Annotated in this window: 19 protein-coding genes, 1 tRNA gene and 1 riboswitch; of the genes, 7 read left to right on the top strand and 13 right to left on the bottom strand. The window is 59.9% G+C overall.

Annotation, left to right across the window (positions count from 1 at the left end):
• The first annotated feature begins 31 nt into the window (after window positions 1-31).
• The 3 genes from V7714_RS17815 to V7714_RS17825 are packed head-to-tail and all read left to right on the top strand — an operon-like array spanning window position 32 to window position 2,999.
• On the top strand, window positions 32-1,318 hold the full coding sequence (locus V7714_RS17815; RefSeq protein ID WP_335710923.1) for an acetyl-CoA C-acetyltransferase: 1,287 nt from the start codon (window positions 32-34) through the stop codon (window positions 1,316-1,318).
• Entirely contained in the window at window positions 1,315-1,953 is a 639-nt protein-coding gene (locus tag V7714_RS17820) for a ParA family protein (RefSeq protein WP_335710924.1), read from the top strand. The genes V7714_RS17815 and V7714_RS17820 overlap by 4 nt, the downstream gene beginning before the upstream one ends.
• Window positions 1,950-2,999 carry a CobW family GTP-binding protein gene (locus V7714_RS17825; RefSeq protein WP_335710925.1) on the top strand — a complete coding sequence of 350 codons (1,050 nt, stop codon included), beginning with the start codon at window positions 1,950-1,952 and terminating at the stop codon, window positions 2,997-2,999. Before V7714_RS17820 ends, V7714_RS17825 begins: the two co-directional genes overlap by 4 nt.
• A 137-nt stretch (window positions 3,000-3,136) precedes the next feature.
• Here the strand turns inward: V7714_RS17825 and ribB are convergent, their stop codons facing one another.
• The 9 genes from ribB to rpmH all read right to left on the bottom strand — a co-directional run bounded on the left by ribB (window position 3,137) and on the right by rpmH (window position 11,644).
• A complete protein-coding gene (ribB, locus tag V7714_RS17830; protein WP_335710926.1) occupies window positions 3,137-3,802 on the bottom strand; it encodes a 3,4-dihydroxy-2-butanone-4-phosphate synthase in 666 nt (221 codons plus the stop codon).
• Window positions 3,803-3,922: 120 nt separating this feature from the next.
• Window positions 3,923-4,093, bottom strand: a riboswitch (FMN riboswitch).
• A gap of 263 nt (window positions 4,094-4,356) precedes the next feature.
• Entirely contained in the window at window positions 4,357-5,739 is a 1,383-nt protein-coding gene (locus tag V7714_RS17835) for an NAD(P)(+) transhydrogenase (Re/Si-specific) subunit beta (protein ID WP_335710927.1), read from the bottom strand.
• A 10-nt stretch (window positions 5,740-5,749) separates the two neighbouring features.
• On the bottom strand, window positions 5,750-6,046 hold the full coding sequence (locus V7714_RS17840; protein ID WP_308446996.1) for a proton-translocating transhydrogenase family protein: 297 nt from the start codon (window positions 6,044-6,046) through the stop codon (window positions 5,750-5,752).
• Between the two features lie 115 nt (window positions 6,047-6,161).
• Window positions 6,162-7,289, bottom strand: a complete 1,128-nt coding sequence (locus V7714_RS17845; RefSeq protein WP_335710928.1) for a Re/Si-specific NAD(P)(+) transhydrogenase subunit alpha — start codon at window positions 7,287-7,289, stop codon at window positions 6,162-6,164.
• A gap of 476 nt (window positions 7,290-7,765) precedes the next feature.
• Window positions 7,766-9,115 (bottom strand): tRNA uridine-5-carboxymethylaminomethyl(34) synthesis GTPase MnmE, encoded by a 1,350-nt coding sequence (gene mnmE, locus V7714_RS17850; RefSeq protein ID WP_335710929.1) that lies wholly within the window; start codon window positions 9,113-9,115, stop codon window positions 7,766-7,768.
• 78 nt (window positions 9,116-9,193) lie between these two features.
• Window positions 9,194-10,930 (bottom strand): membrane protein insertase YidC, encoded by a 1,737-nt coding sequence (gene yidC, locus V7714_RS17855; RefSeq protein ID WP_335710930.1) that lies wholly within the window; start codon window positions 10,928-10,930, stop codon window positions 9,194-9,196.
• Between the two features lie 22 nt (window positions 10,931-10,952).
• Entirely contained in the window at window positions 10,953-11,162 is a 210-nt protein-coding gene (yidD, locus tag V7714_RS17860) for a membrane protein insertion efficiency factor YidD (RefSeq protein WP_284195541.1), read from the bottom strand.
• Window positions 11,147-11,500, bottom strand: a complete 354-nt coding sequence (rnpA, locus tag V7714_RS17865; protein ID WP_442891408.1) for a ribonuclease P protein component — start codon at window positions 11,498-11,500, stop codon at window positions 11,147-11,149. Before rnpA ends, yidD begins: the two co-directional genes overlap by 16 nt.
• A gap of 9 nt (window positions 11,501-11,509) precedes the next feature.
• Window positions 11,510-11,644 (bottom strand): 50S ribosomal protein L34, encoded by a 135-nt coding sequence (gene rpmH / locus V7714_RS17870; protein ID WP_072426848.1) that lies wholly within the window; start codon window positions 11,642-11,644, stop codon window positions 11,510-11,512.
• Window positions 11,645-11,897: 253 nt separating this feature from the next.
• On the opposite strand from rpmH, the gene dnaA reads away from it, so the two are divergent.
• From dnaA to V7714_RS17890, 4 genes are all read left to right on the top strand, one after another.
• A complete protein-coding gene (gene dnaA, locus V7714_RS17875; protein ID WP_335710932.1) occupies window positions 11,898-13,298 on the top strand; it encodes a chromosomal replication initiator protein DnaA in 1,401 nt (466 codons plus the stop codon).
• A 203-nt stretch (window positions 13,299-13,501) separates the two neighbouring features.
• Complete coding sequence (gene dnaN / locus V7714_RS17880) at window positions 13,502-14,608, top strand: DNA polymerase III subunit beta (RefSeq protein WP_335710933.1); 1,107 nt, start codon at window positions 13,502-13,504, stop codon at window positions 14,606-14,608.
• Window positions 14,609-14,738: 130 nt separating this feature from the next.
• Window positions 14,739-17,135 (top strand): DNA topoisomerase (ATP-hydrolyzing) subunit B, encoded by a 2,397-nt coding sequence (gene gyrB / locus V7714_RS17885; protein WP_335710934.1) that lies wholly within the window; start codon window positions 14,739-14,741, stop codon window positions 17,133-17,135.
• 176 nt (window positions 17,136-17,311) lie between these two features.
• Entirely contained in the window at window positions 17,312-17,728 is a 417-nt protein-coding gene (locus V7714_RS17890; RefSeq protein ID WP_335710935.1) for a hypothetical protein, read from the top strand.
• 1,605 nt (window positions 17,729-19,333) lie between these two features.
• On the opposite strand, the gene V7714_RS17895 is transcribed toward V7714_RS17890, so the two are convergent.
• The 4 genes from V7714_RS17895 to V7714_RS17910 form a co-directional block, all read right to left on the bottom strand.
• Complete coding sequence (locus V7714_RS17895; RefSeq protein WP_335710936.1) at window positions 19,334-19,675, bottom strand: DUF5713 family protein; 342 nt, start codon at window positions 19,673-19,675, stop codon at window positions 19,334-19,336.
• A 39-nt stretch (window positions 19,676-19,714) separates the two neighbouring features.
• Window positions 19,715-21,070, bottom strand: coding sequence for a hypothetical protein (locus tag V7714_RS17900; RefSeq protein WP_335710937.1), 1,356 nt, complete (start codon window positions 21,068-21,070; stop codon window positions 19,715-19,717).
• A 77-nt stretch (window positions 21,071-21,147) separates the two neighbouring features.
• Window positions 21,148-21,225 (bottom strand) — tRNA-Glu (locus V7714_RS17905).
• 45 nt (window positions 21,226-21,270) lie between these two features.
• On the bottom strand, window positions 21,271-21,914 hold a 644-nt coding region (locus V7714_RS17910), incomplete at its 5' end, for a hypothetical protein (RefSeq protein WP_335710938.1).

Raw genomic sequence — 21,914 nt, forward strand, 5'->3', positions numbered from 1 at the left:
TGTGATTTTTCCCGCTCTGGGCACACACATCATGACCGAACGCACACTGCGCCGCGTTGCCATCCTGGGCGGCAGCCGCATCCCCTTCTGCCGCTCCAATACCCAGTATCAGGATCTCTCCAACCTCGACATGCTGACCGCTGCCCTCAATGGCCTGGCGGATCGCTACCAGCTGGCCGGGTTGGAAATCGACGAGGTGGGGGCGGGTGCGGTGATATCGCATTCCAAGGACTGGAATCTGGCGCGTGAAGCGGTGCTGTCGAGCAAGCTGTCGCCGCTGACCACTGCCTACACTGTGCAGATGGCTTGCGGCACCAGCCTGCAGGCAGCCGTGCAACTGGGCGCCAAGATCGCCACAGGCCAGATAGACAGCGCCATCGCTGCTGGCACCGATACCACCTCGGACGCCCCTATCGTGTTTGGCGCCCGTTTTGCCAAGCGGCTGATCAAGCTGGCCAATGCCAAAAGCCTGGGTGAGCGCTTTGCGGCCTTCAAGGGCTTTCGACCGGGCGAGCTCAAGCCGGCGTCACCCAATGCCGGTGAGCCGCGCACCCGCATGTCCATGGGACAGCATTGCGAGATCATGGCCAAGCAATGGGGCATCAGCCGCGAGGCGCAGGACAGGCTGGCCTGGGAAAGCCACCAGAAAGGCGCCCGCGCCTTGGCCGAGGGGTTTTTCGACGACCTGATCGTGCCCTGTGCCGGGGTGAGCCGTGACAACCATCTGCGGCCCGACAGCACGCTGGAAAAACTGGCCTCCCTCAAGCCCGCCTTCGACAAGGAATCCGGCAAGGGCACGCTGACGGCGGGCAACAGTACGCCGCTGACCGATGGCGCCTCCAGCGTGCTGCTGGCGTCCGAGGACTGGGCTGCCAAGCGCGGCCTGCCGGTGCAGGCCTACCTGACGTTTGCCAAGACCGCCTCGGTTGACTTCGTGGCGGGTGAAGGCCTGCTGATGGCCCCCACCATCGCGGTGGCGCGCCTGCTGAAGGATGCCGGCCTGACGCTGCAGGACTTTGACTTCTATGAGATACACGAAGCCTTTGCCGCCCAGGTGCTATGCACCCTGCGCGCCTGGGAGTCGGACCAGTACTGCCGCGAGCGCCTGGGCCTACCTGGGGCGCTGGGCAGCATAGACCCGGCCAAACTCAATGTAAACGGCAGCTCGCTGGCCTTTGGTCACCCGTTTGCCGCCACCGGCGGACGGGTGCTGGCGACACTGGCCAAGCTGCTGCACCAGCGTGGCAGCGGCCGTGGGCTGATCTCCATCTGCACGGCGGGCGGCATGGGTATCGCCGCCATACTCGAGAAACCGTGACCTCCGCCATGCAGACCCTGCTGATCGCCAATCCCAAGGGCGGTGCCGGTAAATCCACCCTCGCCACCAACCTGGCCACTTACTACGCTTGGCGCGGTAAAACGGTGGCACTGGGCGACCTGGATAGGCAGCAGTCGTCGGCCCACTGGCTGGGCCTGCGCTCAGCCAGCTTCCCGGCCATTGCCCGGTGGGAAGGTGACGGGGACGAACTGGCTAAGCCACCCAAGGGAACCGAGATCGCCATACTGGATACCCCCGCCGGGCTGCGCGGCAAGCGGCTGGAGGCGGCACTCAAGTGCAGCGACCATATCCTGGTGCCGGTACAGCCTTCCAGTTTCGATATGTGGGCCAGCCAGGACTTCTTCGCCCGCCTGGCCGAGGAAAAGCAGGTGCGCAAAGGCAAGGTAAAGGTCGGTGTGGTGGGCATGCGGGTGAAGACCGGCACCCGTGCCAGCCAGCAGCTGGTCGATTTCCTGGCCCAGTTCGACCTGCCGGTGCTGAGCAGCCTGCGCGATACCCAGTACTATCTGCAGACCCTGCCCCGTGGCTTGGGCCTGTTTGACCTGCCCGCCCCCCGCGTGGCCCGTGATCTGGAACAATGGCAACCGATATTGGATTGGCTGGAACACCGATGAAGCAAAAAGTCCCGGTGAACGTGATCACCGGTTTTCTGGGCGTGGGCAAGACCACGGCCATACGGCGCCTGCTGGCCGACAAGCCACCACAGGAATACTGGGCTGTGCTGGTGAACGAGTTTGGCGAAGTCGGTATCGATGGCGCGGCCATCAGCGCGGCCAGCGACGAACTCAATGTGGTCGAGGTGCCTGGTGGCTGCATCTGCTGTACCACCAGCCCCATGCTGCGGGTCAGCCTGACCCGGCTGCTGCGTGATCGCCGCCCTGACCGGCTGATCATCGAACCCAGCGGCCTGGGACACCCGGCCGGCATCATTGATGTACTGCGTGATCCCTTTCTTGCCGCCGCGCTGGAAATCCGTGCCACCGTCACGCTGGTGGACCCACGCCAGCTGGACGATAGCCGCTACACCACCCACGAAACCTGGCGCGACCAGATCAGCCTGGCCGAAGTGCTGATCGCCAACAAATGCGACCGCGCCGACGCCGCCCAGGTGGATCGCTTCCTGGCCATGGCCCAGGCCATGTTCCCTCCCAAGCTGGCCGTCATCACCACCCGAGATGGCGTGTTCGACCAAGCGCTGCTGGACCTGGCAGCCGAGGTGCCGACATCTGGTCAAGCCACCGGCCCGGCGCTGGGCCATGCCATGTTTGCGCCGACACGCCGCAGCCAGCCCGCGCTATCGCACGATGCAGCGCCGCCGCAGGGTGTCAGCAGCAAGGACCATAGCGAGCCGGGGCAGACCAGCCGGGGCTGGGTGTGGCCGGCGGCGCAGCGCTTCTCGGCCGAGCGACTGGCCATGCTGTTCCAGCGCTTGCACGACCACGCCACCCTGGGCCTGCCGCCGCTCTCCCGCGCCAAGGGGGTATTTCATACCGATCACGGCTGGCTGCTGTTCAACTGGGTGGGGGGCGAAACCAGCGCCGTGGAAATCGCCTGGCGCCGGGATAGCCGGGCGGAACTGATCGCCCAGGCTGATAGTGCCGACTGGCAGCGGCTGGAGACAGCCCTGGCGGACTGTCTCCTGGCAGACACCGCTTCCTAGTGCGGTAAGCAAACCCCGCGTAGCAGCGCTTAGTTCGACCAGCTACGGTAGTGGCGGGCGTTCATCAGCAAAGCCGTTGCCTTGGCGGTTGCCGACCAACAGCGCCATGGCTAGCCAATCCAGGTCGTGGAAGGGGCTCATGCCGCCACCATCGCTTCCTGCTCGGCCGCTGCCAACCGGCCCTGCACGATGTCCTCCACATTGAGCACCACCAGGCCGTGTTGCTCGGCATACCGTATTACCTCATCACCGCGCAGCATCTCGCCATCGTCACGGGTCAGCTCGCACAGCAAGGCAGCCGGGCGCAGGCCCGCCATACTGGCCAGATCGACCGAGCCTTCGGTATGGCCCCGCCGTGCCAGTACGCCACCGGCCTGGGCGCGGATGGGGAACAGGTGGCCGGGGCTGACCAGAGCGGCCGGGTCGCCGCTCAAGGCGGCCAGGGTGGTGGTGATACGGTCGCGCGCCGATACCCCCGTGCTCACCCCCTCGCGCGCCTCGATCGAGACGGTAAAGGCGGTGCCGTAGCGACTGCCGCCGTTACGTACCGGCATGGCGGGCAGCGCTAGCTGCCTGAGCTGGGCATCGGGCAGGCAGAGACAGACGATGCCGCTGCAATCGCGTATCAACTGGGCCATCACCGGCACGGTGATCAACTCGGCTGCCACGATCAGGTCGGCCTCGTTCTCCCGGTTCTCGTCATCGCGCAACACCACGGGCTCGCCCCGGCGTAATGCGGCGAGGGCTGCGGCTAGGCGGCTTTGCGGGGTAGTGTGGGCAAAATAGTGCTGGAACAAACTCATAAAACGCTCCTTGTCGGATAGTGGCAAGTAAGCGTTCAGGGCGCAGCACAGCACCCAGGCTGTGCCCAGGTACTGGCCAATGGGAAGCGCGTGCCGCTGCCACGGGGGCAGGACACGACCTCTCGTCTTCTCTCATCCGGACTATGACCGTCGGCTCCGGCCTTGAACCGGATCTGCTGACCCTGCGCGCTTTTCCCCAAGGGGCAAAGACAGTGCAGGCGCTCGCGGGCTTGGTGTGATGGACTACACCCTACCGCCGGTGGGGAATTTCACCCCGCCCTGAAGACGCACCGCCCAGGTTGGGCGGCGCCAGCATGGTAGCAGGCTTACACGCAGAGCCGCTAGGCTCGCAGGGAATGCCATGAAGGGCGTTGTTGAGCAGCCCATTCGGCATGATCACCAGCGCCAGCGTAATATCGTTCTCGCGCTCCACGTGAAACCATTTGCCCCGGCACCGGGCTGTCCACCAAGACCTACGACACAGCGGGACAAAAAAACAGCCGCCTGGGCGGCGGCTGAAGCGTCTGTTACGGACGGTCTTTCGAAAGAGGCGGTCAGTGCGCGACCGCTTTAAGCATGTCTTCCACTACCTTCTTGGCATCGCCGAACACCATCATGGTCTTGTCAAGATAGAACAATTCATTGTCGAGTCCAGCATAACCTGCACTCATGGAGCGTTTCACCACGATCACCGTGCGGGCCTTGTGGGCTTCCAGTATGGGCATGCCATAAATGGGGCTCTGCTTGTCTTTCAAGGCGGCGGGGTTGACCACGTCGTTGGCACCTATCACCAGTACCACATCGGTGTTGGAGAAGTCTGAGTTGATCTCTTCCATCTCCTGCACCTGCTCGTAGGGCACTTCGGCTTCGGCCAGCAGCACATTCATATGGCCGGGCATGCGGCCTGCCACTGGGTGGATGGCATAGCGCACCTTCACGCCTTTTTCGGTCAGGGCGTTGGCGTATTCCTGCAGTGCATGCTGGGCACGCGATACCGCCAGGCCATAGCCGGGTACGATCACCACCGAGTCGGCATTGCTCATCATAAAGGCCGCATCGTCAGCGCTGCCCGACTTGTAGGCCTTTTGCACTGCATCGCCCGCCGCACCGGCCGCCTCATCCCCCCCCATGCCACCACCAAAGATCACGTTCACCAGCGAACGGTTCATGGCCTTGCACATGATGTAGCTGAGGATGGCGCCAGAGGACCCCACCAGCGAGCCGGCGATGATCAGCACCGAGTTGTTGAGGGTAAAGCCGATGCCGGCTGCCGCCCAGCCCGAGTAGCTGTTGAGCATGGACACCACCACCGGCATGTCGCCGCCGCCTATGGGGGCGATCAGGAAATAGCCGAGCACCACCGAGAAGGCCGTCATCACCCAGAAGGAAGTCAGCGACTCGGTAATGAAGTAGTGTCCGCCAAAGCCCAACATGCCCAGCGCCAGGCCGATCTGCACCGGCTTGACCCAGCCGCCCTTGAGCGGCTTGGCTGCCAGCTTGGCGCTGAGCTTGCCCCAGGCCACCACCGAGGCGGTGAAGGTGATGCCGCCGATAAAGCAGCCGATGAACAGCTCCACCCGTTGCACCGTGCTGTGGTGCTGGTCGCCGTTGTGTACGGCAGCCAAGGCGATCAGCACGGCGGCCAGGCCCACCAGCGAGTGCATCAGCGCCACGGTCTCGGGCATCTGCGTCATGGGCACGGTCTTGGCGCGATACAGGCCTACAGCCGCGCCGGCCACCATGGCCAGGATGATGAGCGCAAAGTTGGGGCTGGGGGCAATCACCAGGGTGACCAGCACGGCCAGGCCCATGCCCACCATGCCGTAGCGGTTGCCGGCGATGGCGCCGGTGGGGCTGGACAGGCCTTTCAGCGTGAGGATGAAGAGGACGGCGGCGACCAGATAGATCCAGTCTGCGTATTGCGCGATCAGGTTCATGGGGCTCGCCTCACTTCTTCTTTTTCTTGAACATTTCCAGCATCCGCGAAGTCACCGCGAAGCCGCCGAAAATATTCACACTGGCCAGAAAGACCGACACCGCACCCAGCACCGAAGTGAGGGTGATGGCCTGGCCACCGATATCGACCGTCTGCAGCACGGCCCCCACCACAATGATGGACGACAGGGCATTGGTCACTGCCATCAAGGGGGTATGCAAGGCGGGGGTGACGCTCCACACCACGTGATAACCGATGAAGATGGCCAGCACGAAAATGGTGAAGGTGGCCACAAAGGGGGTTTGCACCAGCTGCTCCACCGGCAGGCTGGCAGCCGCCTGGGCGGCCTGGGTCGCGGCGTGCGCGACGTTTTCTGTGCTACTCATGGAAAGCTCCCTGAATGCTGTGTCATCAAAGCGGGCTTCAGCCCTTGCCGAACAGGACGTCACCCGCATGGGTAACCAGGCTGGCGGCCACAATGTCGTCTTCGCGGTTCACCACATAGCCTTTTTCCTTGTCCAGGATCAGGCCGGCGAAGTTGAGCAGGTTGCGGGCATACAGGGCGGAGGCATCGGCTGCCACCAGGCCTGCCAGGTTGCCGTAGCCCACCAGCTTGACGCCGTTGTCGGTGGTGACCACCTCATTGAGCCGCGACAACGGGCAGTTGCCGCCGTTCTCCACGGCCAAGTCCACCAGCACCGCACCGTATTTCATGCCGGCCACCGTCTCGGGCTTGATCAGTACAGGCGCGGGGCGGCCCGGTATCAAGGCGGTGGTGATGACGATATCGGCATTGCGGGCATGTTTATCGACCAGGGCAGCCTGCCGCTGCTTGTAATCGTCCGACATCTCGCGGGCATAGCCGCCGGCCGTCTCGGCCTGCTTCTTTTCCTCTTCGTTCAAGGGCACTTCCACAAACTTGCCGCCCAGCGATTCCACCTGTTCCTTGGCGACCGGCCGCACATCAAAAGCCTCTACCACGGCACCCAGGCGCTTGGCCGTGGCGATGGCCTGCAGGCCCGCCACACCAGCACCCAGTATCAACACCCGCGCCGGCTTTACCGTACCGGCGGCGGTCATCATCATGGGGAAGAAACGGGGGTAGTACTCGGCTGCCAGCAGCACGGCCTTGTAGCCGGCGATATTGGCCTGCGACGACAGCACGTCCATGGCTTGCGCCCGGGTGGTGCGGGGCACCAGCTCCATGGCGTAGACATCGAGCTTGCGGGCGGCGTAATCGGCCAGCAGCGGGTTGCGGTAGGGGTCGCACAGGGCGATGACGGCAGCGCCGTCCTTCAATGCCGGCAACTCCTCTGCCGACGGCGCGCGGACCTTGAAGACCACGTCGGCCCCCGCTACCGTGGCCGCGTAATCGGCCGCGATGCTGGCACCCGCCTCGGCATAGGCCGTATCGGGGACGGCCGATGCCACGCCGGCGCCGCTTTGCACGGCAACGGCATGGCCCATGGCCACGTATTTCTTCACCGTCTCGGGGGTGGCCGCCACGCGGGTCTCGCGCAGGGCTGTTTCCCTGGGTATGGCTATTTTCATTGCTACACCTCGCCTTGTTTCATTTCCAAATCAAAGGCGTGCAACCCCGTGGGGTACGGCCTTGGATTTGGCAACGAAGCCCGCCTGCACGGGACAACCACCGCTGCCGCACCATTTGCCCCTAGGGCAGTACATGGCGCGGATACTCAATCGCGGATGGCAGCTGGGCTGCACCCGTCTCAATGTAGTTTGCGAACTGGCTTGCTGCAGCCCGATCATGCTGCGGGCTGTCGAACCCGGCTGGGTTCGGTGTCGCCGCGGATGGCGGCGAGGTGTAGGGGCCGGCGTATGGCCGACCCGGTCGCTTGCACACGGACGTGTCGTATCACGCCGCGCGTTTCAAACAAGCGTTTGAACGGTTGCCTTATTCAAGCACGGTTTTAGGGCATTGGGAAGATGTTGCAGCACACAATGGCAGATAGGCCACAGTGTGGTGGCGGTCTGGCATCAGCGCACCCTACCCTAGCACCCCAAGGTTACTTGCCTATGCAGAAGCGGCTGAATATCTCGCCCAGCAGGTCGTCGGCGCTGAATTCGCCGGTAATGCTGGCCAGGGCATTCTGGGCCAGGCGCAGTTCCTCGGCGAACAGTTCCACCTGCTGCCAGACCAGGGCTGCGGTTTCGAGATGGCTGGCGGCGCGGCGGATGGCATCGAGGTGGCGTTCGCGGGCTAGGAATACGCCGGCGTCGGTGCCGCCCCAGCCCACCATGTCCAGCAGGGTGCGCTTGAGTTCATCCAGGCCCAGGCCGGCCTTGGCCGACAGGCGCAGCACGGCATGGCCGTCTTCCTCGGCATGGCCCACCGCCTCGCCGGTCAGATCGACCTTGTTGAACACATGCACACGGGGCAGGCGCTCGGGCAGGCGACCCAGGATATCGCGATCGTGCTCGGTAATGCCCTCGCGGCTGTCTATCAGCAGCAGGGCCAGGTCGGCTTTCTCCACCGCTGCCCAGGTGCGGGCGATGCCTATCTGTTCCACCGTGTCGTCGGTCTGGCGCAGGCCGGCGGTGTCGATGATATGCATGGGCACGCCATCGAGTTGTATCAGCTCGCGCACGGTATCGCGGGTGGTGCCGGCAATATCGGTGACGATGGCCACATCCTCGCCGGCCAGGGCGTTCATCAGACTGGATTTGCCCACATTGGGCTGGCCTATCAACACCACATGCATGCCCTCGCGCAGCAGGCTGCCCTGGCGGGCGGTGCCGAACACCTTTTGCAGCTGGCCGTGCAGGCTGGCCAGCTTGCCACGGGCGTCGGCGGCCTCCAGAAAGTCGATGTCTTCCTCGGGGAAGTCCAGCGTGGCCTCTACCAGCATGCGCAGGTTGATCAACTGCTCCACCAGGGTGTGGATCTCACCGGAGAACGCCCCGGCCAGCGAGCGCAGGGCCGAGCGGGCAGCGGCTTCGGAGCCGGCGTCGATCAGGTCGGCTACACTTTCGGCCTGGGCCAGGTCCAGCTTGTCGTTGAGGAAGGCACGGCGGGTGAATTCGCCCGGCTCGGCCAGACGGGCGCCCAGTTCCAGGCAGCGGCGCAGCAGCATCTGCATCACCACCGGGCCACCGTGGCCTTGCAGCTCCAGCACATCTTCGCCGGTAAACGAATGCGGGCCGGGGAAGAACAGCGCCAGGCCCTGGTCTATCAGCTCGCCATCACTGCTGCGGAAATCCGCATAGTGGGCATGCCGCGGCTTGAGCGGCTTGCCGGCCAGGGTGAAGCCCAGTTCGGCCAGGCCGCTACCGGATATCCGTACCACGCCTACGCCTCCCCTACCAGGAGCGGTGGCGATGGCGGCGATGGTGTCGCGACGGGGGGGCTGGGTCATGATGGGCATCCTGATGGCACAAACAATTATGCCGCCCATGGGGCGGCATAATCGATCTTTCTCACAAGCTGGCCGGGCTTACTTGCCCTTGGCCTTGCTGGCCTTGGCCGGTTTGGCCGGCGTGGTCTTGACCGTGCTGTCCTCACGTTCGATCTTGCGGGTGATATACCACTGCTGACCGATGGAGAACACGTTGTTGATCACATAGTAGAGCACCAGACCGGCCGGGAACCAGATGAACATCACACCGAACACCACCGGCATGATCTTCATCATGCGATCCTGCATCGGGTCGCCGCTGGGCGGGTTGAAGCGGGTCTGTATCCACATGGTCAAAATCATCAGGATGGGCAGAACCCAGTACGGGTCAGCCACCGACAGATCATGTATCCACAGCATCCACGGCGCCTGGCGCAGTTCCACCACGGCCTGCAGCATGTAGAACAGACCCATGAAGATAGGCATCTGGATCAGGATGGGCAGGCAACCGGACAGCGGGTTGGCCTTCTCGCTCTTGTACAGCTCCATCACGGCCTGCTGGAACTTCATACGGTCGTCGCCGTATTGTTCCTTCAGCTTCTGCATGCGCGGGGCCAGCTTCTTCATCTTGGCCATGGAGCGGTACTGGGTCACGGCCAGCGGGTACAGGGCCAGCTTGATCAGCAGCGTGAACAGCACGATGGACCAACCCCAGTTGCCTATGCCGGGTATCTGCATACCACTGATGCTGGCACCGCCGTGTATCAGATCAAGCAGCGCGAACATGGGCTGGGCGATGATCTTGAAGATGCCGTAGTCCTTGACCAGATCCAGGCCCGGTGCAGCGGCTTGCAGGGCGCGGGTCTCCTGCGGGCCAGCATACAGCGGCACGCTGACGCGATAGTTGGCGCCGGCAGCGATGGTGGGCTGGTTCACCTGCACGGCCGATTGATACAGCTCGCCCGGCTTCTTGGTGACCTGCACGGTACAGGCCGACTTGGCGCACAGATTGTTGCCGCCATTGGGCGACATCAGCCAGGCACTGACAAAGTAATGCTGCACCATGGCCACCCAGCCATCGGCCGGCTTGGCCACGTATTCGGCCTTGTCCTTGTCGATATCGCTGAAGGTGACCTTCTGGAACTTCTTCTCTTCGGTGTAGACCGCCGGGCCGGTAAAGGCCGCGCCGCCGGTAAAGAAGCCGCCGGTACCACGCGGGTCCTTGCCGTCACGTACCAGGCTGTAATAAGCGCTCAGGTTGAGCGGGGCCTGGGTACCGTTGATGATTTCGTAGGCCACGTCGATCACATAGCTATCGCGCTTGAAGGTATAGATCTTGGCGACCTTGATACCGTTGACCTCGGGCGCATCCAGCCGTACCGACACGCTGTTCTGGCCAGGCTGCAGGCTGACGGCCGTATCCTTGCTGCTGAACAGAGTGCGATGGGTGGGCAGGTTGAGGCCATTGCTGATCAGGCCGGTGTGCGCCACATAGGTATGTTCCGGGCCTTCCTGGAACAGCACGAAGGGCACCTTGGCGTTGTCGTGCTGGCCGTGCTCAATCAGCGTGAGCTTGCGCAGGTCGCCGCCCATGGTGTCGATCTCGGCATCGAGCAGATCAGTCTTGACCTTGATGCGGCCGGCGCGGGTGAGCGCACCCTCTGCAGCGGCGGTGGCGGTACCCGTAGTTGCGGCAGCGGCGGGCGTACCAGTGGCGGCAGCCTGTTGCTGGGCAGCGATCTGGGCGGGCGTCGGCTTGGGTGCGAACCAGTGTTGCCAGCCGTACAGGATGGCAAAGGAAAGCACCACGAAAGCTATGAGACGTTTGGTATCCATGCTTGGAATCTCGTCGTGGGAATCAGGGCACGGGGTCGTGCCCGTGGCCACCCCAGGGGTGGCAGCGGCAAAGCCGGCGGATTGTAAGCCATCCACCCCGCGCCGCGCCATGGCGGTTTAGCGCCTGGATGGCGTACTCGGAGCAGTGCGGGGTATAGCGGCAACGCGGGCCGATGAGTGGCCGCAAGGTATAGCGGTAGGCGTAGATCAGCCCGATCAGGAGTCGCGACATGGCGCAAACCGATCGAACAGGCGCAACAAAGCTGCCCGAGCAGCCGGGGCTTCGCTACGGTGAAAGCTGCGTTTGGCACGCACAATCAGATCCAGTCCGGCCAGTTTGTCGGCTTCGCGTCTAAACAGCTCGCGCGCTGTGCGCTTGATGAAGTTGCGGCCTACCGCCCGGCGCTCGGTCTTTTTGGAGACCACCACGCCGAGCCGTGCCTTGCCCAGTTCATTGGGCTTGATCCAGACCTGGAAGAAGGCATTGGCCTGGATACGGCGCAAACTAAAAACGGATGAAAACTCATCCGTTTTTAACAGGCGTTGCTGCCTGGTGAAGCGTTGCGTCAAACGCTACGCTCAGACCGACAGGCTGTGACGGCCCTTGGCGCGGCGTGCGGCCAGCACGGCGCGACCACCACGGGTACGGCTGCGAACCAGGAAACCGTGGGTACGCTTGCGACGAATAACGGAAGGTTGGTAAGTACGTTTCATGGCAATGCCCCTGAGACTTGTTCGTGTCGTGTGAAGAAACGTGCGATTAGACGGAAAAAAGCCTTAGTTGTCAATACCCTTTATTTTCCACAGCCTGTGGATAAGCCTGTTGAAAATGACTAGAATACGTGGCCGATTAACCCTGTTGTCTGCCAAGACGACAGTGCAACGGCCACCCGCCCCTTAGGGGCAGCCGCACCGGTATGCCGTTTGCATAACCTATCGGCCGTGCCGCACGATTTCCAATAAAAACATGACCTTACCCGCCGAAGACTTTTGGCCGAGCTGTCTTGCCCGGTTCGCCGAAGAATTGTCTGCGCAGCAGTTCAACACGTGGATCAAGCCGCTGGCCTGCTCTGTGGAGAACGAGGCGGTGTCGCTGTACGCGCCCAACCAGTTCTCGCTTCAATTCGTCAAAGATCGCTTCCTCGTCCGTATCGAAAAATACGCCGCCGAATACTTTGGCGAGCTGGCCCACACGATAGAACTGACGGTAGGCAAGGCCCAGACCGCGCGCCCGGCCGCCGCCACGACCAGCAGCAACAGCGCCGGCCGCAACGAAACCGCAGCGCCCCAAGCCCAGGCCACCACCGCCAAGCCCACCCCGCTGCGGTCGCTGGCCATGGCCAACGAGACTACCCGTCTCAACCCCAATTTCACTTTCGAGACCCTGGTGACCGGTAAGGCCAACCAGCTGGCCCGTGCTGCCGCCATCCAGATAGGCGAAAACCCCGGCACGGCCTACAACCCCCTGTTTGTCTATGGTGGAGTGGGCCTGGGCAAGACTCACCTGATACAGGCCATCGGCAACTTGGTGCACCAGCACCGGCCCGACGCCAAGATCCGTTACATCCACGCCGAGCGCTATGTGGCCGACGTGGTACGGGCCTATCAGCATAAATCCTTCGACGAATTCAAGCGCTACTACCACTCGCTTGATCTGCTGCTGATCGATGATATCCAGTTCTTCTCGGGCAAGAACCGCACGCAGGAAGAGTTCTTCTATGCGTTCAACGCCCTGATCGAAGGCCATCGCCAGGTCATCATCACCTCGGATCGCTACCCCAAGGAGATCGAGGGCATAGAAGACCGGCTGATCTCGCGCTTTGGCTGGGGCCTGACCGTGGCCATCGAACCGCCCGAGCTGGAAATGCGGGTGGCGATTCTGCACAAGAAGGCCGAATCGGAAGGCTTCAAGCTGGAATCCAGCGTCTCCTTCTTTATCGCCAAGCATATCCGCTCCAATGTGCGCGAGCTGGAAGGCGCGCTCAAGCGGGTGCTGGCTTATTCGCGCTTCACCGGCGAGCAGATCACCCTGGAAGTCGCCAAGGAAGCCCTCAAGGACATCCTGGCCTCGGGCAACAAACTGATCTCGGTGGAGAACATCCAGAAGACGGTGGCCGACTTCTACAAGATCAAGGTGGCGGACATGCACTCCAAGAAGCGCACCCGCGATATCGCCCGCCCCCGCCAGATAGCCATGGCGCTGGCCAAGGACCTGACCCAGATGAGTCTGCCGGCCATAGGCGAAGCGTTTGGTGGCCGCGATCACACCACCGTGCTGCATGCCTGCAAGACCATTGCAGCGTTGCGCCAGGGCGACGCCACCATGAACCACGATTACAACGTTTTGGCGCAGATACTGCGCAACTGAACACAACGGGATAACAATGCATCAAATGTGGATAAGCTGGTGTACCGAGTTGAGGCAAAATTCGGGACACAATTCATACACAACAGCGTAGCAGAGCTGTCCACAAGGCAAAAAAGCGGCAAGTTGTTGAAAAGTAAGCGCAAGCAGACTTATCCACAGAAAACGGTCGCTCTTATTTATCTATCTTCAGGAACTACTCTATTATGTTGCTGATACAAGCAGAACGCGATTCCCTCCTCAAACCGCTGACTACCGTCACCGGCATCGTCGAACGTCGCCACACCCTGCCCATCCTGTCCAACGTGCTGATTGCCAAGCAAGACGGCCAGCTGACCTTCTTGGCAACTGACCTGGAAATCCAGATCACCACCCAGCACGCCAGCCAAGAAGGGGGTGACTTCCAGTTCACCGTATCAGCCAAGAAGTTCCAGGACATACTGCGAGCCATGCCGGATGGTTCTACTGTCAGCCTGGACCAGGATGACAGCCGCCTTACGGTGAAAGCTGGCAAGAGCCGCTTCAACCTGCAGACCCTGCCAGCACCGGATTTCCCCAAGCTCGCCATCGACACCAACGTCAAGAGCGTCATCAAGCTGCCGCAAAGCCAGCTCAAGCAGCTGATTGCGCGCGTGCAGTACGCCATGGCGCATCAGGACATCCGCTACTACCTCAACGGCCTGTTCATGCTGACCGAGGGCAACTCGTTCAAGCTGGTAGCCACCGACGGCCATCGCCTGGCGTTTGTCTCCAGCGATCTGGAAAACGCGGTCGAACGCAATGAAGTCATCCTGCCGCGCAAGACCATCGTGGAGCTGTACAAGCTGCTGGCCGATATCGACGACGATGTCACCATCGAGATTGCGCAGAACCAAGTGAAGTTTGCCTTTGGCAATATCGTCATCCACAGCAAGGTGGTGGACGGCAAGTTCCCCGACTACAACCGCGTGGTACCAACAGGCAACGACAAGCTGGTACCGCTGAACCGCGCCCAGTTGCTGGCATCACTGCAACGCGCCGCCATCCTCTCGAACGAGAAGTTCCGTGGTGTACGGCTGGTATTGAGCGACGGTACGCTCAAGATCATCTGCAACAACAGCGAGCAGGAAGAAGCCACCGAAGAGCTGGAGATCCCTTACCAGGGCGACCCCCTCGATATCGGTTTCAACATTGGCTACCTGCTTGATGTATTGACCAATCTGGACCACGAAGCCCTGGTATTTGCCTTTGGCGACCATGCCACCAGCAGTACCCTGGTGACCGTGCCGGAAGAGCCCAACTTCAAGTACGTTGTAATGCCCATGCGCATTTAAGTGCGCTTAGCATGGCCAAGCCGGCTATCATGGCCGGCTTTGGTGTTTTTATCAGTACAGCGGCAGGCCGCCGCAAACCGTAGCAAACACGGTTGCTGGCCACAGCCGATAGCGCCAGGTGGATAGGTAGATGAGCGATCAGGAATACGGTGCAGACAGTATCAAGATGTTGAAAGGCCTGGAGGCTGTACGTAAGCGCCCCGGCATGTACATTGGCGATACACAGGACGGTACAGGCTTGCATCACATGGTGTTCGAAGTGCTGGACAACGCCATTGACGAAGCTTTGGCAGGCCACTGCAACGACATCAAGGTCATCATCCACCCCGATAATTCCATCTCGGTGGAAGACAACGGCCGTGGCATACCCACCGCCGTCAAGGAAGACGACGAGTTCAAGCGCTCTGCTGCCGAAATCGTCATGACCGAGCTGCACGCCGGCGGCAAGTTCGACCAGAACAGCTACAAGGTATCGGGTGGTCTGCATGGTGTAGGCGTCTCGGTGGTCAACGCCTTGTCGGACTGGCTGCGCCTGACCATACGCCGCGACGGCAAGGTCCACAGCATGGAGTTCCGCCGGGGTGAACGGGTAGAACCGCTGAAGGAAGTCGGCAAGACCGAACATCGCGGTACCGAAGTCCACTTCCTGGCCAGCACCGAAACTTTTGGCAACGTCGAATTCCATTACGAGATCCTGGCCAAGCGCATCCGTGAGTTGAGCTTCCTCAACAACGGGGTGGGCATCGTGCTGATCGACCGCCGTAACGGCAAAGAGGAAAACTTCTCCTACTCCGGTGGCGTGAAGGGCTTTGTCGAATACATGAACCGCAACAAAACCGCCCTGCATCCCAAGGTCTTCTACGGCTTTGGCGAGAAGGACGGCATGAGCGTGGAAGTGGCCATGCAGTGGAACGATTCCTACCAGGAATCCGTCCAGTGCTTCACCAACAACATCCCCCAGCGCGACGGCGGCAGCCATATGACCGCACTGCGCCAGGTGATGACTCGCACGCTCAACACCTACATCGAAAAAAGCGAAGTCGCCAAGAAAGCCAAGATCGAAACGGCCGGCGACGATATGCGCGAAGGCCTGACCTGCGTATTGAGCGTCAAGCTGCCTGACCCCAAGTTCAGCAGCCAGACCAAGGACAAGCTGGTTTCCAGTGAAATCGGCCCAGTGGTGAACGAAGTCGTCGCCGATGCACTGAATGACTTCCTGCAGGAAAACCCACTCGACGCCAAAACCATTGTCGGCAAGATCATCGACGCTGCCCGCGCCCGTGATGCCGCCCGCCGTGCCCGCGAACTGACCCGCCGCAAAGGCGTGATGGACGGCCTGGGCCTGCCCGGCAAGCTGGCCGACTGCCAGGAAAAAGACCCCGCCCTGTCAGAAATCTACCTGGTGGAGGGTGATTCGGCCGGTGGATCAGCCAAGCAAGGCCGCGACCGCAAGTTCCAAGCCATCCTGCCGCTGCGCGGCAAGGTGCTGAACGTGGAACGCGCCCGCTTCGACAAGCTGATCTCGTCCGAACAGATCGCCACCCTGATCACCGCCCTGGGCTGCGGCATAGGCAAGGACGATTTCTCGCTGGAAAAACTGCGCTACCACCGCATCATCATCATGACCGATGCCGACGTGGACGGCGCCCACATCCGTACCCTGCTGCTGACCTTCCTCTACCGCCAGCTGCCCGAACTGGTAGAGCGCGGCTACATCTACATCGCCCAGCCACCGCTGTACAAGGTGAAGCACGGCAAGAACGAGCAATACCAGAAGGACGACCAGGAACTGAACCAGTACCTGCTCAAGCTGGCCCTGAGCGGCGCCCAGCTGATTCCCCGCAAGGAAGCCGACCCGCTGGAAGGCGCCGCACTGGACGCCATCGCCCGCCAATACCTGCTGGCCCAGGCCGTGATCGAGCGTGAAAAGCGTTTGATCGACCCCACCGTGCTCTACGCCCTGCTCAAATCGCCCGCGCTCGACATGAGCAGCGAAGCTGCCGCCACCGAATCGGCCAAGCAACTGATGGCCGCCATAGGTGACAGCGCCTTTGTGCTGGAACCGGTACACGACGACAAGAACGACGCCTTCATCCTGCGCCTCAAGAAAATCGTCCACGGCAATATCAGCATGCAGTACCTGGACCACGATTTCCTGCACTCCGGCGACTACCTGCAGCTACGCCGCACGGCAGACCTGCTGACCGGCCTGTTGGACGCCGACGCCGTGGTACGCCGTGGCGACCACGAAAAGCAGATCACCGAGTTTGGCGAAGCGCTGGAATGGCTGCTGAACGAAGTACGCCGCAATATGACCGTACAGCGCTACAAAGGCCTGGGCGAAATGAACCCAGACCAGCTGTGGGAAACCACCATGGACCCCACCGTGCGCCGCCTGATGAAGGTGCAGATAGAAGACGCCATGGCGGCGGACGATATCTTCACTACCCTGATGGGTGACAATGTGGAGCCGCGCAGGGCGTTTATTGAGCAGAATGCTTTGATTGCGCGGAATATTGATGTTTAAGTGCGGCTGTACCGTAACACGCTTAGCGCAAAGTTCGTGATACCGTTTCAGCAAAAGGGCAAATAGCTGTTTTTATTGGGCTAATTTTATTGCCAGCGCGCAGTGGCTGTTTATAGACTAGGCTAGTTATTTTATTAGCCTTTTCTTATCGGCGTAGCCGAAGAGGAGCTAATACATTGAGCTATGATCTGATGGTCTTTGCGTCGGAGGCTGCTCCGAAAGACAGAGAAGCGTTCTTGGCGTGGTACGACGAACAATCTGAGTGGGAGGAAGCACATTCCTACGATAACCCAGAAGTCTCAACGCCAGCGCTTCGAGCTTGGTTTCTGGAAATGATTCAGGCGTATCCTGCGATGAATGGGCCTTTTTCTTCGACCGACCAGCAAGAAGATGAAGTATCAGTCACGGATTACAGCGTCGGATGTTCAGTTATTTATTCGGCATTCCAATGGCCTCAGGCGGAACAAGCATATGTGGCTATGTTCAGCTTGGCAGGCAAGCATGGCGTTGGCTTCTTCAACGTGAGTTCTGATAAGGCGGAGGTCTGGCTGCCCGATGGCAAAGGTGGGTTGTCGCTGGCGCATTCTGACTGATGAAACACGGTGTTCTTGGCTTAAGAGAAGCTTGAACTAAGAAAGCCGTTCGAAGTACCTCCACTCGTAGGTACTACAGCGCCCAAGCTGGGGAGCTGTTGATAGGCAAGCCCAACGAAATTATGAATATAGGGATTACATTTCTGATGCCAGGAAGGATTGGCATCAAGCGATAGTGGTTTATTCCTAATAGACCTCATTTACGCACTAAATTTTAATCTAACACATTGCATACATCATGTTGATTACTTCATATAGAGTTCAATATAAGCAATCTGTCATTACGCATATCGTTGTACTGGCCTTAGGCGGTTTTATGCTATTTGATTCCCCTGCAGAGATGGTTATACTAGTTATCTCTACTGGGTTAATTTATATCTTAATTACATGTTTTAAAGAATGGGAATTAATCAAGACATTGCATTGGAGGCCGGAGGAAGATGAGCTTGAATACACGGTGAACCAGTGCTGGAATGGATATAGACGTGAACGATGGAAGATGCGATTCAGTAGTATTCGGGTCGTTACAATCTATCGGAGACGGCAATTTCTTGGTGATACCGAGCTCCATATGTCGCTCAAGGACGTACGTGGGCGGAAGAAGCGGATAAATCTGACGGGATTCCCCCATCCGGAGATCAAGGCGCTTGTCGATCAAATCAATATCGCAGTCCCGAATGTTATCCTACGTAGGATGAGTCTCCTTGACCATGACGCTTATCGCGGAACTGCATGAAGGAGAATGGAGTATTGTCCTACATGCCGAGCTGCTGAATAGTCTCCTGGGGTGGCGATATGATGGGCAACGCGTAGCGTTAGCGCTTTCTATTAATTTTTTAGGGGTTTAAAAAGATCAGTGCAGCAAGCCTAGCGTAATTGCTGTGTTGCAGGACGTTGATTCAGCTCCCCATATGCTAGACTAGCTTCCTATCGACATTTTACGAAATAACAGCAATGTCTCCTCTATTTCGCTATCCCATCGGAGGTGCAACGGATTTCTAGGTACTTAACCTGGAGATTCCAATGCAACAGAACTACCAACCTCCCCCGGCCTTTGAAGGCTGCTTCGGTTGCCTTGTAGCGCGCCCAAACCATACTTTCTTTCACTTGGCTAAGCCTGATCTGGCGAGCCTGGCACGGGAAGTGGCGTTTTGGACTGTGCATAATTGCATCAGCTATAACCCTTGCACTGTCATTCGTGCCTGGACACCGAGCGGTAAATCGCTGGATGTGCTTGCACTGGCAGCGTTTGGCAGGCGTTTGCGTAAACTCGAGAAGCGCCCTGCCTGTTGGCCAGTGTTTCGTCGTGGAGCCATACCTGGTACGGGAAAGAGTAGAGGCTGGTGCGGTTTTCGATATCCCAAAACTCAGGCTGAGCGGAAAGCGCATGCCCTCGTATTGCCTGAAGAAGGCGAACCGCCAGTACGAGCAGTGCGGCAGCCTAAACACCTGCCGCATGCTTGGGATGATGAACAACGCGCCAGCCAACGCTGCTGGAAGCGGTATCGGCGCCAACAGTACAGGGCTTAAGCAGGTGCGCTGGTTATGGCTTCGTGGCATGGTGCTCCCCATGCCACGTTGTTTACCCTGAGCTGCCTGAGCAGCTTACCAATCCCTAGTGGCAATCAGTTCCTCGACGTCTGCCTCAGCAAAACCATAGGCTTTTGCGATGTTCGCGAAGTCTTCGGCAATCGCTTCTCGTGCCGCTGTTTCGATTTCACTATCGCGTTCGTAGAACTCCTCTTGCAGGTCATTGAACTTGTCGGTGGCCGCATGCGTTAAGGCGTAGAGCTCGCTGAGGTTCGATGGTCTGCTTTTTTCAATCTCCCTGCATAGATCATTCAGTATGCTTTCGGCTTTCTTTACCAGATCAGCGGGAAAATACGTGTCACGATACATGTCTTTAAGAAATGCATAACTGGCCATAGTCGTATTGCTGAGGTTCATGAAATCTCCAAAGAAAGTGATGTGTAGCGCTGCGCTTGATCAACAGGGAGCCAAGGCCAGATTTGGGAAATTAAAACGCGGTTGCCAGCCTGAGGGCATAGATATCGCAGGATAGTAGGCAAGTTTTTGCTGCCCTTGCTCAATCATCGCTGCTTTTTCAAGCAGTTCCTTTGCTTTCGCATCGAATTGATTACCACGCAGCAGCAGGCCAAAGGCATATTCCCGATAGAGTTCGGCATCGACATTGACCAAATTTGTCAGCTTATCGTATAGCAAGGCAACGATATCGATGGGGAGGCGATAGTGGATATCTTGCTCCAAGGCCGCAACGATGTCGAAAGCGTCGTCGGCGCTGCGTGCTACTGCGCGCAGCCAGAAATCGTCACCCCCGTGGCTTAGCCAGGCCTCGGTATGCCGGCTTAACAGGCCTAGTGCTCGCTTTGGGCGTGGCTTGCTATGTTGGTGGATCCCGGGGTTTTGTTGATAGAAGAGTTTGACTAGTCCGTCTGGCACCCTTATCCCCGCCTTTGCCCAGGTTTGGGCTTCAAGCTTGAACTGCTGGTGTGCCTCGATCTCTTGATGGGTGGTGTTGCAGTAGGCCCTGACACGCGGCGGTTTACAAACCCCTGCGGCCTGATAAGCCATGGGCATTGCGCTGGCGTTGAAGGCATGTAGCTGCAGGCGCAAGGCAGTCGGTGTTTCAAATGCGATGCCGCAGCGGAGCAGGTCGGATAGGGCAAGCAGGTACTCAAGCCGAGTCCGTAAACGCTGCTTGGCAGATTCATCTATGTCATTGGGTGCCTGGGCTGCGTGCCGTGTACCAAACAGCTGATCAAAAAGCTCAAGCGTGGCCAGCGCCAATGCGCGGAAGTCCTCGATGTTGCGGGCGTTTGCAGCTGTTCCGCCGGCATGGGCGTGGCAGGCGGTCAACAAGGGTTTGTACAGTGTAGGGTCTTCAAACAGCAGCAAGGCAATATGCCAGCTTGCCGCGCCGTAGTAACCGTAGCTACCCATGTCATGCCGGTATAGATAGCGGCTGTCTGGCGTATTTAGCCTGGTGAGTATCTGAGGCAGGAATGCACGGTTCTTTTGCAAGCCTGCTAGCCAGGCCGCTGCAACAGGCCCCCTATCTGCCCAGGTGACCTGCTCAGCAAGTTGGGGCAGCAGGAATAGCGCCTCCAGATGTTCATCTACGTCGGTGCTTAACAAGTACCGTAATCGCAAGATGGCATAGGCCAGATCCGTGTATTGACCAAACCAGGCTTTAGAACCCATCAGGTCGTGCCGGGATGTAGGCGCGACATAGGTATTGATCAGGTCGTCCGGATTGAAGCGCGGTAGGGGATAGGATGTTTGTTCCAAGAGCCAAGTGTCATCAAGCTGTTGTACAGGCATCACCGCTGCTTATGGCAACACCCTTGCTGAGATTGATTGAGCAAAGGTGATGGATAGGGCGTTGTCGCAATATTGCATGGCCCTCGAAAGCAGGGCTCGAACCTGCGTCCAGCCGGTCCGAGAGCCGGCCGCTCTACCACTGAGCTATTTCGAGGGCGGGGTAACTTTCGCTGGTTCCTGGCTTGTCGTCAAGGGCGCTCCTAGGCTGGCTTGCCTGAGAACCAGCCCGCTCGCCGCATGGCCGCAGCCAGGGCGGGATGCCCTACTGCCACGCCATGCACCAGCTCGGGTGTCGGTGTGAAGGGGGCGGCCTGTCGTTGTCCTCCGGGGCTGGTCCAGCCTCGCGCAATAGGGTCGACTGCGTATTGAGCGCAGACCGATTCCACTTCATTGCGGGTACAGGTGGCTTGGCCGGAGAGTACATCCCACGGAGGGGGAAGTACCGACCAGATAACGGTATCCGGGTCCAGCGAGCCGCCGCTCAGGCGGTGCCAGGCAGCGACATCTGCCGCCATGAGCCGCATGACTTTACCAAGGCAAAGCTGGTTCACCATGTCTTCCATCCCCAATGCATAAGCCAGTGCCAGCCAACCTTGCCGCGCTGCGTTCCAGGCACCGGCAAGCGTGTTCCATGTGGTGGAGTCGTCACCGCGCTTGACGATCATGGTGTCGCGGTTGAAGTTGCTGCGCTGCCAAGTGAGACGCAGCAAGGTGGCGATTTCTTCTAGCTGCGCCAGATAGTCAGTGAATAGCAAAAGCTTGTCTGCGTCTGGCAAATGGGCGACAACGTCAAGATCAGGCATGACTTGCGCCACCGCCCGCCACCCACCTGCCTGCCGTTGCT

It is taken from the genome of Chitinimonas sp. JJ19, from assembly GCF_036961565.1.
Lineage (GTDB): Bacteria > Pseudomonadota > Gammaproteobacteria > Burkholderiales > Chitinimonadaceae > Chitinimonas.

Bases quoted from the DNA above. Each gene is read 5' to 3' on its own strand.
- V7714_RS17815 (WP_335710923.1), top strand. From the start codon at position 32: ATGACCGAACGCACACTGCGCCGCGTTGCCATCCTGGGCGGCAGCCGC.
- V7714_RS17825 (WP_335710925.1), top strand. From the start codon at position 1,950: ATGAAGCAAAAAGTCCCGGTGAACGTGATCACCGGTTTTCTGGGCGTG.
- ribB (WP_335710926.1), bottom strand. From the start codon at position 3,802: ATGAGTTTGTTCCAGCACTATTTTGCCCACACTACCCCGCAAAGCCGC.
- V7714_RS17835 (WP_335710927.1), bottom strand. From the start codon at position 5,739: ATGAACCTGATCGCGCAATACGCAGACTGGATCTATCTGGTCGCCGCC.
- V7714_RS17845 (WP_335710928.1), bottom strand. From the start codon at position 7,289: ATGAAAATAGCCATACCCAGGGAAACAGCCCTGCGCGAGACCCGCGTG.
- mnmE (WP_335710929.1), bottom strand. From the start codon at position 9,115: ATGACCCAGCCCCCCCGTCGCGACACCATCGCCGCCATCGCCACCGCT.
- yidC (WP_335710930.1), bottom strand. From the start codon at position 10,930: ATGGATACCAAACGTCTCATAGCTTTCGTGGTGCTTTCCTTTGCCATC.
- yidD (WP_284195541.1), bottom strand. From the start codon at position 11,162: ATGTCGCGACTCCTGATCGGGCTGATCTACGCCTACCGCTATACCTTG.
- rpmH (WP_072426848.1), bottom strand. From the start codon at position 11,644: ATGAAACGTACTTACCAACCTTCCGTTATTCGTCGCAAGCGTACCCAC.
- dnaA (WP_335710932.1), top strand. From the start codon at position 11,898: ATGACCTTACCCGCCGAAGACTTTTGGCCGAGCTGTCTTGCCCGGTTC.
- dnaN (WP_335710933.1), top strand. From the start codon at position 13,502: ATGTTGCTGATACAAGCAGAACGCGATTCCCTCCTCAAACCGCTGACT.
- gyrB (WP_335710934.1), top strand. From the start codon at position 14,739: ATGAGCGATCAGGAATACGGTGCAGACAGTATCAAGATGTTGAAAGGC.
- V7714_RS17895 (WP_335710936.1), bottom strand. From the start codon at position 19,675: ATGAACCTCAGCAATACGACTATGGCCAGTTATGCATTTCTTAAAGAC.
- V7714_RS17900 (WP_335710937.1), bottom strand. From the start codon at position 21,070: ATGCCTGTACAACAGCTTGATGACACTTGGCTCTTGGAACAAACATCC.